At 76.8% G+C, this 12,885-nt stretch carries 14 protein-coding genes; 10 read left to right on the forward strand and 4 right to left on the reverse strand.

The window, feature by feature from the left end; all coding sequences use genetic code 11:
- Positions 1-8: 8 nt before the first annotated feature.
- A complete protein-coding gene (locus PGN05_RS13485) occupies positions 9-845 on the reverse strand; it encodes an alpha/beta fold hydrolase (protein ID WP_419753065.1) in 837 nt (278 codons plus the stop codon).
- A gap of 55 nt (positions 846-900) precedes the next feature.
- Between PGN05_RS13485 and PGN05_RS13490 the strand changes: the two genes are divergently transcribed.
- The 6 genes from PGN05_RS13490 to nudC all read left to right on the forward strand — a co-directional run bounded on the left by PGN05_RS13490 (position 901) and on the right by nudC (position 7,838).
- Positions 901-2,319, forward strand: a complete 1,419-nt coding sequence (locus PGN05_RS13490) for a M20/M25/M40 family metallo-hydrolase (RefSeq protein ID WP_419753066.1) — start codon at positions 901-903, stop codon at positions 2,317-2,319.
- Positions 2,320-2,409: 90 nt separating this feature from the next.
- Positions 2,410-3,312 carry a DUF2510 domain-containing protein gene (locus tag PGN05_RS13495; RefSeq protein ID WP_419753067.1) on the forward strand — a complete coding sequence of 301 codons (903 nt, stop codon included), beginning with the start codon at positions 2,410-2,412 and terminating at the stop codon, positions 3,310-3,312.
- 67 nt (positions 3,313-3,379) lie between these two features.
- Positions 3,380-4,036, forward strand: a complete 657-nt coding sequence (locus PGN05_RS13500; RefSeq protein ID WP_419753068.1) for a hypothetical protein — start codon at positions 3,380-3,382, stop codon at positions 4,034-4,036.
- Positions 4,037-4,198: 162 nt separating this feature from the next.
- Complete coding sequence (locus PGN05_RS13505; protein WP_419753069.1) at positions 4,199-5,509, forward strand: M16 family metallopeptidase; 1,311 nt, start codon at positions 4,199-4,201, stop codon at positions 5,507-5,509.
- Positions 5,506-6,870, forward strand: coding sequence for a M16 family metallopeptidase (locus PGN05_RS13510; protein ID WP_419753070.1), 1,365 nt, complete (start codon positions 5,506-5,508; stop codon positions 6,868-6,870). Before PGN05_RS13505 ends, PGN05_RS13510 begins: the two co-directional genes overlap by 4 nt.
- On the forward strand, positions 6,867-7,838 hold the full coding sequence (gene nudC / locus PGN05_RS13515) for an NAD(+) diphosphatase (protein WP_419753071.1): 972 nt from the start codon (positions 6,867-6,869) through the stop codon (positions 7,836-7,838). The genes PGN05_RS13510 and nudC overlap by 4 nt, the downstream gene beginning before the upstream one ends.
- Here the strand turns inward: nudC and PGN05_RS13520 are convergent.
- The 3 genes from PGN05_RS13520 to PGN05_RS13530 all read right to left on the reverse strand — a co-directional run bounded on the left by PGN05_RS13520 (position 7,831) and on the right by PGN05_RS13530 (position 9,455).
- A complete protein-coding gene (locus PGN05_RS13520; RefSeq protein WP_419753072.1) occupies positions 7,831-8,385 on the reverse strand; it encodes a uridine kinase in 555 nt (184 codons plus the stop codon). The genes nudC and PGN05_RS13520 overlap by 8 nt on opposite strands.
- 95 nt (positions 8,386-8,480) lie before the next feature.
- The gene (locus PGN05_RS13525) at positions 8,481-9,071 is read right to left on the reverse strand and encodes an ANTAR domain-containing protein (protein ID WP_419753073.1); all 591 of its coding nucleotides are present in this window, start codon (positions 9,069-9,071) and stop codon (positions 8,481-8,483) included.
- A 120-nt stretch (positions 9,072-9,191) separates the two neighbouring features.
- Positions 9,192-9,455, reverse strand: a complete 264-nt coding sequence (locus PGN05_RS13530) for a mycoredoxin (protein WP_419753074.1) — start codon at positions 9,453-9,455, stop codon at positions 9,192-9,194.
- A gap of 141 nt (positions 9,456-9,596) precedes the next feature.
- Between PGN05_RS13530 and PGN05_RS13535 the strand changes: the two genes are divergently transcribed.
- From PGN05_RS13535 to PGN05_RS13550, 4 genes are all read left to right on the forward strand, one after another.
- On the forward strand, positions 9,597-11,615 hold the full coding sequence (locus tag PGN05_RS13535; RefSeq protein WP_419753075.1) for an ATP-dependent helicase: 2,019 nt from the start codon (positions 9,597-9,599) through the stop codon (positions 11,613-11,615).
- A 183-nt stretch (positions 11,616-11,798) separates the two neighbouring features.
- Positions 11,799-12,086 carry a hypothetical protein gene (locus PGN05_RS13540; RefSeq protein ID WP_419753076.1) on the forward strand — a complete coding sequence of 96 codons (288 nt, stop codon included), beginning with the start codon at positions 11,799-11,801 and terminating at the stop codon, positions 12,084-12,086.
- Positions 12,087-12,318: 232 nt separating this feature from the next.
- Positions 12,319-12,570: a WhiB family transcriptional regulator gene (locus PGN05_RS13545; RefSeq protein ID WP_419753077.1), complete on the forward strand. Its 252-nt coding sequence runs from the start codon at positions 12,319-12,321 to the stop codon at positions 12,568-12,570.
- Positions 12,571-12,650: 80 nt separating this feature from the next.
- Positions 12,651-12,815: a hypothetical protein gene (locus tag PGN05_RS13550; RefSeq protein ID WP_419753078.1), complete on the forward strand. Its 165-nt coding sequence runs from the start codon at positions 12,651-12,653 to the stop codon at positions 12,813-12,815.
- Positions 12,816-12,885 lie beyond the last annotated feature (70 nt).

A 12,885-nucleotide genomic window follows, 5' to 3' on the forward strand; every position in this document is an offset into this window, starting at 1 on the left:
CCCCTCCTTCAGCTGGAGGCGATCCGGTCCAGGACGGCGGCGGCCAGCTGGTCCGGTGCCTGCTCCGGGATCCAGTGCGAGACGCCGGGCAGCTCCACGAACCGGAAGTCGCCGCTGACGCAGTCCGCACAGCCGTCCGCGGCGGTGCGGCCGACCGCCATGTCGGCGTCGCTCCACACGTACGTCGTCGGCACGGCCACCCGGTCCACCGGGGTGCTCGAGCTCATCGCCCGGTACCAGTTGAGCGCCGCGGTGAGCGCGCCCGGCGCCGACAGCACCGCGACGTACTCGTCGACCGCCTCGGCCGGCACGTCGCCGCCGAACACCCGCCGCAGCCGCCGGGCGCCGTCGGCCAGCAGCAGCTCCTCGGCCGTGCCCTCCTGCCAGAACAGCCGGATGTAGGCGGAGCGCTCCTGCTGCTCGGGGTCGGTCCGCCAGGCTCCCGCGAACGCCGTCGGGTGCGGCACGGAGACCGCGGTCAGGGAGCGCACCCGGTCGGGGTGCCAGGCGGCCATCGCCCAGGCCACGCTGGCCCCCCAGTCGTGCCCGACGACGTCGGCGCGCGGCACGTCCATCGCGGTCATCAGGTCGGCGGTGACCTGCGCGAGGCTCGGCAGCGCGTAGGCGCCGACCTCGGCCGGGCGGGCGCCGGGGGAGTAGCCGAGCTGGTCGACGGCGTAGGTCCGCAGCCCCGCCTCGGTCAGCCGCGGGGTGACCGCCGCCCACGACAGCGACGTCTCGGGGAAGCCGTGCAGCAGCAGCACCGGCCGGCCGTCGTCGGGCCCGTCGGCCCGGACGTCGAAGGTGAGGTCGCCGACGTCCACCCGCAGCAGCTGTCCCGGCATGCCGCCGACGCTAGCCGGGCTCGGGCCACCCCGCGCCCGGCGCTAGCGTCGCGCCGTGACCAGCCCCGAACGCGACTTCGTCACCGCGCACCTCGAGGACCTGCACGCCGACCTCGACGCCTGGCTGCGCATCCCCTCGATCTCCGCCGACCCGGCCTCCGCTCCCGGCGTCGCGGCCAGCGCCGAGTGGCTCGCCGCCGCCCTGCGCCGGACCGGCTTCCCCGTGGTCGAGATCTGGCCGACGCCCGGCGCGCCGGCCGTCTACGCCGAGTGGCCCTCCGCGGACGACGGAGCGCCGGTGGCGCTGGTCTACGGGCACCACGACGTCCAGCCGGTCGACCCGCTGGAGCTGTGGGAGCACCCGCCGTTCGAGCCCACCCGGGTCGAGGGCCCGGACGGCCCCGAGCTGCACGCCCGCGGGGCCATCGACGACAAGGGCAACGTCGCCTTCCACCTGCTGGGCATCCGGGCGCACCTGGCCGCCACCGGCCGGACCACCCCGGCGGTCACCGTCAAGCTGCTGGTCGAGGGCGAGGAGGAGTCCGGCTCGCCGCACTTCGCGGCGCTGCTGCGCGCGCGAGCCGACCGGCTGGCCTGCGACGTCGTGGTGGTCAGCGACACCGGCATGGCCGCGCCCGACGTGCCCAGCGCGGTGGTCGCGATGCGCGGGCTGGCCGACGCCGAGATCACCCTGCGCGGCCCCGCCGTCGACCTGCACTCGGGCTCCTTCGGCGGCGCGGTCCCCAACCCGCTGCACGCCATGGCGTCGCTGCTGGCCGGCCTGCACGACGACCGGGGCCGGGTCACCCTGCCCGGCTTCTACGACCGGGTGCGGCCGCTCTCCGACCGGGAGCGCGAGCTCATGGCCCGGGTGCCCTTCGACGAGCAGGCCTGGCTGGCCGGCCCGGCCGCCTCCCGCGTGGCCACCGGCGAGGCCGGCTTCACCACCCTGGAGCGGATCGGCGCCCGCCCGACCGCCGAGGTCAACGGCGTGTGGGGCGGCTACACCGGCCCCGGCCACAAGACGATCATCCCGGCCGAGGCGCACGCCAAGATCACCTTCCGGCTGGTCGCCGACCAGCGCCCGGAGGACGTCGGCCCGCTGCTGCGCGCCTGGGTCGAGGCGCGCCTCCCCGAGGGCATCGAAGCCGAGGTGCACACCCCGCCCGGGGGCGTCTCCCCGTGCGCGAGCGACCTGGACTCCCCGGCGATGGCCGCACTGCTGGCCGCCATCGGGCTGGCCAACGACTGCGACCCCGCCGACGTGCTGTTCACCCGCGAGGGCGGCAGTGGGCCGGAGGCCGACCTCGTCGACGTCCTCGGGGCGCCGCTGGTCTTCCTCGGCGCCGGGCTGCCGACCGACCGCATCCACTCGCCGAACGAGCGGGTGCTGCTGCCGATGCTGTACCGCGGCGCGGAGGCGGCGGCGCACCTGTGGCGCGAGCTCGCGGCCGTGCGGTTCCCCGCCCGGTGACCGGACGCCCGGTCGGGACCATCGGCGCCCGACCGGCCCGGCCCACCGGGGAACCGGGCACCGCCGGCCTGCCGTCCTAGGGTGCAGGACGTGACAGTGGCAGGGCAGGGGAGCGCACCGCCGGGCTGGTACCCCGACCCCGACGGCACCCCGGGGACGGTCCGCTGGTGGGACGGCGCCCGGTGGTCCGACGTCACCACCCCGGCCGGCCCCGGCGTCCAGGTCCAGGCGGCGCCCGTGCAGGCCGCGCCCGTGCCGGTCGCCCCGTCACCGCCGTCGGTCCCGCCGTACGCCGCGGCCGCCCCCGCGCCGTCTCCCACCGGGCGGCGCACCGCCTGGGTGGTCGGCCTCTCCGTGCTGGGCCTGGTGCTCGTCGTCGTCATCGCGCTCCTGGTCGGCCGGCCCTCCGGCGCCGTGCAGGACGTCGGCGCCGGCCCGGGCGCTCCTGTGGTGCCGCCCGGTCAGGCCTTCCCGCCGGACACCGTGCGGATCGTCGACGAGGCCGCCGGCATCGCCTACCCCTACCTCGGCAACGGCTGGTTCGAGTACGACCTGGGCCCGGTGTTCGAGACCACCTCGGTCGCCGGCCAGTTCTTCACCACCCAGGACCTCACGCCCGACGGCGGCACCTTCATCGCCCAGTGCACCTCCGGACCGCTCGCGCCCGACCTCGGCTACGCGGGGCCGGGCAGCCTGCAGACCACCGTCGCGCGGGTGGCCGACAGCGTGCGGGTCAACTACTACCCGGCTCCCAACGGGCAGCGGGTGCTGCGCGACGAGGCGCGCACGGTCGACGGCGCCGCAGCCCACCTCCTCGAGTTCGACCTCTCCTGGGACGTCGAGGGCTACGACGCGACGGGGGAGCGGGCGGCGCTGCTGCTGGTCGACGTCGGCCGCCCCGCGCCCGCGCTGCTCTACATCTCCATCCCCAACACCCACGCGGAGCTCTACGGCGTCATCGACCAGGTCGTCGAGGGTGTCGAGGTGCTCTGAGCGCCCGCACCCACCCTTGATGCCGCCTTAGGGTGGGCTTGACCGGCCCGGAGACAGGGTCTGTGCCATGACACGGACCGCCACCCCCCGCATCCTCTGGACCGCCTCCGCCGCCGCTGTCGTCGGCCTCGGGGTCCTCGCCGTCTCCGCCGTCGACGCCGGCGCGGCGCCGGCTCCGCAGCCGGCCTCGGCCACCTCGACCCCCGGGTCCGGCGCCTCCCCGAGCACCCCCGACCCCGCCCCGGCCCCGGCGCCGGCGGCCTCGACGGCGGGCGAGCAGGTGACCGTCGCCGGCACCGTGAACGCCACCTGCGACGGCGGGGCGCTGTCCTTCGCCGGCACCCCGGCCCCCGGCTGGCGGCTCGACGACTCCCCGCGCCCGGGGGAGGTCGAGTTCAAGTCCGCCGGGCAGGAGCTCGAGGTGAAGATCACCTGCGTCGACGGGACCCCGCGGTTCTCCGTCGAGGGCCCGCGGGACGACGACAACGGCCGCGGCCGGGGCAGCGACGACTCCGCAGCTCCCTCCGCGCCGTCCGCCCCCGCGCCGTCCGCTCCTCCCGCCGGGCGCGGGTACGACGACTCGGACGGGCGGGTCGGAGGCGGCCACGGCCGCGACGACGGCCCGGGCGACGACTCGCACGGTCGCGCGGACCGCAGCGACGACGACTCCGACGACGACTCCGGGCGCGGTCGCGGCCGTGGCCGCGGCGGCGACGACGACTGACCCCCCCCCCCCCCCCCCCCCACCCCCGCGCCCCCCCCGGCCCGCCCGGCGCGGCCGCCCGCCCCCCCCCCCGGCGACCGCCGGGCCCGCTCGGGCCCGGCGGTCGCGCGCGCGGACTCCACCGCGCGGCGGCCGGTCCCCGGGCACGGTTAGTGTCGGGACGTGACAGCAGCTGGGGCCGACCTCACCCTCCGGCACCCGGTGGAGCGTTTCCGACTGGAGAACGGGCTGCGGGTGGTGCTCGCACCCGACCGCAGCGTCCCGGTGGTCGCCGTGACCGTCTCCTACGACGTCGGCATGCGCAACGAGCCCGAGGGCCGCACCGGATTCGCCCACCTCTTCGAGCACCTCATGTTCCAGGGCTCGGCGCACGTGCCGAAGATGGAGCACGCCCGCCTGGTCCAGGCCGCCGGGGGGACCTTCAACGGCTCGACCCACCAGGACTACACCAACTACTACGAGGCGCTGCCGGCCGAGGCGCTGGAGCGCGCGCTCTTCCTCGAGGCCGACCGCATGGCGGCGCCGGCCATCACCGAGGAGAACCTCCGCAACCAGATCGACGTGGTGAAGGAGGAGATCCGGGTCAACGTGCTCAACCGTCCCTACGGCGCCTTCCCGTGGCTGCAGCTGCCGCAGATCGCGTTCGAGAGCTTCGCCAACACCCACGACGGCTACGGCTCCTTCGTCGACCTGGAGTCCTCGACGGTCGAGGACGCCCGGGACTTCTTCCACCGCTACTACGCGCCGGGCAACGCCGTCCTGTGCCTGGGCGGCGACCTCGACGTGGCGGAGACCGAGCGGCTGGTGCGCCGCTGGTTCGGCCCGATCGAGGCTCGGGAGGTGCCGGCGACGCCGAACACCGGTGAGCCCTCGCCGACGACGGTCCGCACCGGCGTGGTCGAGGACCGGCTGGCCCCGGCGCCCGCGGTGGCGATCGGCTGGCGGGTCCCCGACCCGGTGGCCGACCTGGACACCTACCTCGGGACGGTGCTGCTGGCCGAGCTGCTCAGCGAGGGCGACGCCTCGCGCCTGGAGCGCCGGCTGGTGCACGACGACCAGCTCGCGGTCGCGCAGAGCAGCTACGTGGGCCTCTTCGGCGACCCGTTCGACGTCCGCGACGCCACGCTGCTGACCACGCAGGTGCACCACCCCGCGGCGGTGACCGCCGAGCAGGTGCTGGACGCCGTCCACGACGAGATCGGCCGGATCGCGAAGGACGGCGTCGGCGCCGAGGAGCTCGCCCGCGTGCAGGCGCGCACCGAGGCCCAGCTGCTGCGCCAGGCCGACTCGGTGCTCGGCCGCACCCTGGCTTTCGCGTCGGCGGAGCTGGTCCACGGCCGCGCCGAGCTGGCCGGCGAGCTGGCCGCCCGGCTGGCCGCGGTCGCCCCCGAGCAGCTGCAGGCCGCCGCCCGGGGCCTGGACCGCGGCACCGCCGCGGTGCTCGAGCTGAAGGCCACGGGAGGACGTCGATGACCGCGGACCTCGTCCCTCCCCTGGGTGACCCCCGCCCGCAGCCGGATCTGGCGGTCACCGAGGAGGTCCTCCCCAACGGCCTGCGGCTGGTGGTCGTCCCGCGGCCCGGCGTCCCGCTGGTGGAGCTGCGGCTGCGGGTGCCGTTCGCCGCGGCCACCGCCCGCACGGCGGCGCAGCACACCGCCCGCGCCTCCGTCCTGTCCGGCGCCGTCCTGCTGGGGACCACCGCGCACGACGCCACCGGCATCGCCCAGCTGGTGCAGGCCCACGGCGGGGAGCTGTCGGTCTCCACCGACCCCGACCGGCTGCTGTTCGCCACGACCCTGCTGGCCGACGGGCTGGCCCCGGTGCTCGGCGTGCTCGCCGAGGTGCTCACCGGCGCCACCTACCCGACCGACCTGGTGGAGGCCGAGCGCGCCCGCGTCAGCGAGCGCATCTCGATCGCCCGCTCACAGCCCGGGGTCATCGCCCGCACCGCGCTGGCCGCCCGGCGGTACGGCGCGCACCCCTACGCCGAGCAGTTGCCCTCGGTCGAGCTCGTCGGAGCGGTCCGCGGCCAGGCGCTGCGCAAGCTGCACCGGGAGCGGGTGCTGCCGACCGGCAGCACCCTGGTCCTCGTCGGGGACCTCGACCCGGCCGCCGCCGTGGACGCCGTGGGGACGGCCCTGGCCGGCTGGACGGGGGAGGGGACGGCGGTGGCCGCCCCGCCGGCGCCCTCGCTGGCCCCCGGCCACCTCGAGGTGGTCGACCGGCCGGGCGCCGTGCAGTCCAACCTGCGGTTCGGCGGCCCCGCGCCCAGCCGCACCGACCCCGACCTGCCTGCGGTCCGGCTGGCCAACATGGTCTACGGCGGCTACTTCTCCTCCCGGCTGGTGGAGAACATCCGCGAGCGGCGGGGCTACAGCTACAGCCCGCGCAGCTCGGTCGACCACCTGGCCGCCGCCTCCTCGTTCCTCGTCGAGGCCGACGTCGCCACCGAGGTGACCGGGCCGGCGTTCCTCGAGACCTGGTACGAGCTGGGCCGGATGGCGCTGGCCCCCGTCAGCGACGAGGAACTGGACGGCGCCCGGCGCTACGTGCTCGGGAGCATGGCGCTGTCCACCTCGACCCACGCGGGTCTGGCCAGCACCCTGTCGGCGCTGGTCGGCGCTGGGCTGGCGCCCGGATGGCTGGCTGAGCACCAGCGCGCGCTCGCCGAGGTCACCGCCGAGGAGGTGCAGGACGCGGCCCGCCGGTACCTGCAGCCGGCCGGGCTCACCGCGGTCGTCGTCGGCGACGCGGAGGTGGTGGCCGACGAGTTGCGCGCCCTGGGTCCGGTCGACGTCCGCGCCTCGGCCGCGCCCGTGGACGAGGCTCCGTGACGGTCCCCGAGGGCGGCAGCACGCCCGCAGACAACCCGCCCGCCGACGACCCGGCGCGGGGATCCTGGCCGCAGAGCCGGCCCGCGCCGGCCGGCCCGGTGCCGGTCCTGTCCCGGTCGGCGCACGACCGCAGCCACCTGGCCCGCGCGCTGCCCGACCCCACCGGCGGCCGCCCCGTCCGGGTGCTCACGGTCGACGAGCGCCGCGCGGTCCCGGTCGAGGAGGCCGACGGCGGTCCGCGCCTGGTCTGGGAGGAACGGCCCGAGTTGCCCGAGGGCGCGATCTACCTCGGCGAGGCCGACGGCGTCCCCTATGCGGCGCTGCGCGGGGACCGGCGGCTGTCCGTCGGCGGCCGCCCGGTCGACTCCTGGGCCGGCCTGCGGGAGGTCGGCGCCGACCTCGGGGACCTCGACGCCGGCCTGCTGGCCCAGGCCATCGGGATCCTCGAGTGGCACGAGCGGCACCGGTTCAGCCCGCTGTCGGGGGCCGCGACCACGATCGAGCGGGCCGGGTGGGTGCAGCGGGACCCGGAGACCGGGGCGGAGCTGTTCCCGCGCACCGACCCGGCCGTGATCATGCTGGTCCACGACGGCGGCGACCGGTGCGTGCTGGGGCGGCAGGCGGTCTGGCCGCCCGGACGCTTCTCCATCCTCGCCGGGTTCGTGGAGCCGGGGGAGTCGGCGGAGGGCGCGGTCGCGCGCGAGGTCGCCGAGGAGGTGGGCCTCCGCGTCCGCGACATCCGCTACGTGGGCAGCCAGCCCTGGCCGTTCCCGCAGTCGCTCATGCTGGGCTTCACCGCCCGTCTCGAGGGCGACCCCACGCTCCGGCTGGACCCCACCGAGATCGAGGAGGCCCGCTGGTTCACGCGGGACGAGCTGCGCTCGGGCACCGGCCCGCAGGTCCTCCCACCGGCGGTCTCCATCGCCCGGCACATCATCGACCGGTGGGTCGACGGCGAGCTCAGCTGAGGAACCTGCCCTGCACCACGAAGGCGGGGTGGTCGGGGGAGTCGGCCAGCACCACGGCGTCGGCCAGCGACACCGGGTCCACCTCCGCGTCGTAGCGGTCGAACGCGGGCAGCTCCCACACCCGGTCGGCGGGTGCACGCCGGCGCCGGGCGGCCGAGGTCACCCGCAGGTGGACGACGACGTCGAAGCCCAGTCCCAGCCCCTGCAGCAGCGGACCGGGGACGAGCAGCACGCCGCCCGCGGGGATCGGCCGGGGACGGGCGCGGGCGGCCCGGTCGCGGGCGACGTCCCACAGCACCGGCAGGTACTCCCCGGACCCGCCGGGACCGACGGGGTCCAGCACCTCCCGGGCGAGGGCGCCGGCGTCCAGCCAGTCGGTGTACCGGGCGTCGGGGTCGGTGCGCCCGTGCTCCAGCCGCAGCGAGGCCGGGCGCAGGAAGCCCCCGGCCGGGACGACGGCGGCGGCGCGGCCCAGGGCGGGCAGCCGTTCGGCGACCGCGCGGGCCAGGCCCTCGGGCGCGGCGACGTCGGGGCCGTCCACGGCCACGCGCAGCGCGGTGGCCCCCGGTTCGGGGTGCAGCGCGGCCAGCAGGCCGGCGAGCCGGTCGGCCAGGGCCTCGGGCGTCAGCGGCTCCGGACGGATCAGGACCGGCCCTCCGGGGCGGGACCGCGGCCGTCGCGGGAGCGGCTCGCGGGGTCGGTACCGTCGGCCGGGCAGCGGGAGACGAGCGGCCGGGACGCGGGCTCCGCGCACTCCAGGCTCTCGAGGACCTCGCGGGCGAGGTCGGCGACCGGGCGGCCCTGGGACCGGGCCTCACCACGCAGCCGTTCGAAGGCCGCCCGCGGGGCGGAGCCGTGCCGCTCGGCGAGCACGCCGATCGCGCGCTCGGTGGACACCCGCGCGGCGAGGGCGTGCTCCAGCTGCGCCACGGTGCGCTCCAGCTCGGTCAGCCGGGCGTCGCGCGGATCGACGTCGGGCGCGGCGTCGCCGGCCGGGCCCCGTGCGGCCTTGCGCACGGTGCGGCCGGGCTCGACGAGTGCGCCGTGCTCCTCGGCGACGAGGTCGGCGAGGGACATCCCCTCGACGAGGTCCCCGACGTCCTCGGCGCGGCCGGGCGAGAGCACCGCCCACCCGCGGCCGGTGCGGACGACGACCACCGCCGGCTCGTCCGACCCGAACGCGTCGTCGGGGGAGGCGGTTCCGGCGGCTGCCTGCTCGACGCTCGAACTCACGACGAGAGCCTCCGGCGGGGTGGGCCCGGCCGGCGGCCGGGACGTCCGGGGACCACGGGTGCAGCCCCTGCGCCGCCGATCATGCCTCGTTGCACGCAGCTGCGCGGGGATCACTCGCCGTCAGGAGCCGGACGTCTGCGCCAGCTGCGACTTGACCTGGTCGATGCTCGGGTTGGTCAGCGCGCTGCCGTCGGGGAACACCAGCGTCGGCACGGTGCGGTTGCCGCCGTTGGCCTGCATGACGACCTCGGCGGCGGTCGCGTCGCGCTCGATGTCGACCTCGGCGTACTCGATGCCCTCGCGCTGCATCATCTTCTTGAGGCGCACGCAGTACCCGCACCAGGTGGTGGTGTACATCGTGACGGCGGCGGTCGCAGCGCTCATCGAGGAGGTCCTCCAGGTCGGTCTCGGCCGCTGCTGCGGCCCCTTCTCCCGGAGCAACGCGACGCCCCTGGGGATGCTTCCCCCGCCCGTCGGCACCGGCTGGGAGGATGGACCCGGTCATCGAGGGAGAACGGGGAGCGGATGTCGCAGAGCACCGGGGCGCCGGGCCTCGTGCGCGGTGCCGAGGCGGTGCTGGCCCAGCTGGACGACGAGCAGCGGGCCGCTGCGCAGGCGGTCACCGGGCCGGTGTGCATCCTCGCCGGCGCCGGTACGGGCAAGACCCGCACGATCACCCACCGGATCGCCTACGGCGTCCACGCCGGCGCCTTCGTGCCCGAGCAGGTCCTCGCCGTGACCTTCACCGCCCGGGCGGCCGGCGAGCTGCGCAGCCGCCTGGCCGGGCTCGGGGTCGGCGGGGTGCAGGCGCGCACCTTCCACGCGGCCGCGATGCGCCAGCTGCGCTACTTCGCCCCGCGCGTGCTCGGCGGCCCGATGCCGGGCCTGGTGGAGAACAAGCTGCGGCTGGTCGCCTCCGCCGCCTCGCGGTCCCGGCTGTCCACCGACCGCACCAGCCTGCGCGACCTCGCCAGCGAGATCGAGTGGGCCAAGACCACGCTGGCCACGCCCGAGGACTACCCGGCCCGCGCGCAGGCCGCCGGCCGCGAGCCGCCGTTCGAGCCGGCCGCCGTCGCGCAGGTGTACGCCGGCTACGAGTCGGCCAAGCAGCGGGACGGCGTCCTCGACTTCGAGGACCTGCTGCTGGTGACCGCGTACGCGCTCGAGGAGCACCACGACGTCGCCCGCACGGTGCGGGCCCAGTACCGGACCTTCGTCGTCGACGAGTACCAGGACGTGAACCCGCTGCAGCAGCGGCTGCTCGACGCCTGGCTGGGCGGGCGGGCCGACGTCTGCGTCGTCGGCGACCCCAACCAGACGATCTACTCCTTCACCGGCGCCGACCCCGACTACCTGCTCGGCTTCGCCGACCGCTATCCCGACGCCGAGGTGGTCAAGCTCGAACGCGACTACCGGTCGACGCCGCAGGTGGTGGCGCTGGCCAACAAGCTCATCGGCCAGGCGCCCCGGCGCCGGGGGCTGCCCGGGTTGCGGCTGCTCGGCCAGCGCGCCGAGGGCCCCGCGCCGCGGTTCTTCGAGCACCCCGACGAGCCCACCGAGGCCGCCGCGGTGGCGCTGGCCTGCCGCGCCCTCGTCGACGCCGGGACGCCGGCGGCCGAGATCGCCGTGCTGTTCCGGATCAACGCCCAGTCCGAGGTCTACGAGAACGCGCTGACCGACGCCGGCGTCCCCTACGTGCTGCGCGGCGGGGAGCGCTTCTTCGAGCGGCCCGAGGTGCGCGAGGCGGTGCTGCTGCTGCGCGGCGCGGCCGCGGGCGGCAGCGAGCCGGGCGCGCTGGTGCCCACCGTGCGCGACGTCCTGGCCTCCACCGGCTGGGTCGAGCACCGGCCCCCGCCCGGCGGAGCCGCCCGCGACCGCTGGCAGTCGCTGGCCGCGCTGGTCGACCTCGCCGTCGACCTGGTGGCCGAGGACGCCACGATCGACCTCGCCGGCTTCGTCACCCACCTGGCCGCCCGGGCCGACGCCCAGCACGCGCCCACGGTGCAGGGCGTCACGCTCGCCTCGATGCACGCGGCGAAGGGCCTGGAGTGGGACGCCGTCTTCGTCGTCGGGCTGGTCGACGGCGTCCTCCCCATCTCCCAGTCGCTGTCGCGTCCCGAGGCGGTGGAGGAGGAGCGCCGGCTGCTCTACGTCGCCGTCACCCGCGCGCGGGAGCAGCTGACCCTCTCCTGGTCCCTGGCCCGCAACCCGGGGGGACGTCGCGCGCGCCCGCGCAGCCGCTTCCTCACCGGGCTGGTCCCCGAGTCCACGCCCAGTGCGGCGCCGCCGCCGCGCCGGACGAAGAAGGCCAAGGTCGTGCTCGAGGGCGAGGCAGGGGAGCTGTTCGAGCGGCTGCGCGCCTGGCGCAGCGAGGCGGCCGCCTCGGCGTCGGTGCCCGCGTACGTCGTCTTCACCGACGCCACGCTCCAGGCGATCGCCGAGAGCCGGCCGGCGAACCTGCGGGAGCTCGCGGCCCTGCCGGGCATCGGGTCCCGCAAGCTCGAGCTCTACGGCGAGGACGTGCTCGCGACCGTCGGCTCCTGACGTCTCACCGCGGGTGAGGGCCAACGGGCGGACACGATCCTCCCGACACCACCGCGTTAAATGCGTTGACCCCCTTCGCGGGGTCCGCCTACTGTCCATCTCGCGCTCGGGGCACCGCCCCGAGCCGCACCAGACCGAGACCGGCCCGACGGCCGGGATCCGACCCCGGGAGGAGGGGACACGATGACCAGCACGATGTGGACCACTGCCCCCACCGGGGTCACCGGAGCGGGGACCGTCGTCGTGCGTCCGGGCGCCCTCCTCGCCGGGCGACCGTTCGCCACGCGCCTGCGCGCCCTCGGCACCCCCGTCTGCGGCGCCGAGCGCCTCGCCGACCTCGTGCCCACCCGCCGTGGGACCGATCTCGTGCGCACGCCGGATGCCTTCGGCGCCGTCTTCGGCCCGATGAACGACCAGCAGGACACCAGCACCACCCTCGGGATCCACTCCCCGGGGAGACCTCGGAGCTAGCGCTCACCAGGTCCTCCTCGAGGCCGCGGAACCCGAACCCCGGGTCCGCGGCCTCTCTCTTTTCCTCCGCGGCACACCCGGCCCCGACTCCGGTCGGCGGGCCCCCGCCGGCCGTGGACGACGAGTACGAGGAGGAGCGGCAGTGCAGCAGACAGTCGACCGCCCGATGTCCCACCGCCGACCCGGGCTCCCCCGGACCGGCGGTCCCCTTCCCCGACGTCCGGCGGCCCCCGTGGCCCCGGCACCGGTGCGGCGCCCCCTGCCGTGCCGGAACGACCCGGACCTGTGGTTCGCGGAGAGCCCGGCGCAGCTCGAGCAGGCGAAGACGCTCTGCGCGGACTGCCCGGTGCGTGACGCGTGCCTGGCCGGCGCGCTGGACCGCGGCGAGCCGTGGGGCGTGTGGGGCGGGGAGATCTTCGAACGGGGCGTGGTCATCCCGCGCAAGCGCCCGCGGGGTCGCCCGCGCAAGGTCGTCGCCGCCTGACAGCGGACCCCGTCCACCCACCCCCGCCGACTCGGGGCGGTGCCGTGGACGGGGCCACACGAGAGAACCGAGGACACGCCGTGCACACGATCGAGTACCACCTGGCCGCCGACCGGCTGCGCGAGCTGCGCACCGAGGCCGCCACCGACGCGCGCGCCCGCCGGGTGCGCGCCGCCCGCCGCTGGGCCCGCCGGGCCGAGTACGCGACGCGCCGCGCCGCGCGGGCCAGCGCCGCCGTCCACTGAGGACGGCGTGGGGCGGGCGGGGGCGGGGCCCGCCCGGGGGGGCCGGCGCCGGCCGCGGGCGGTTCGCCCC

This window comes from Geodermatophilus sp. CPCC 206100, assembly GCF_048569675.1.
GTDB lineage: Bacteria > Actinomycetota > Actinomycetes > Mycobacteriales > Geodermatophilaceae > Geodermatophilus.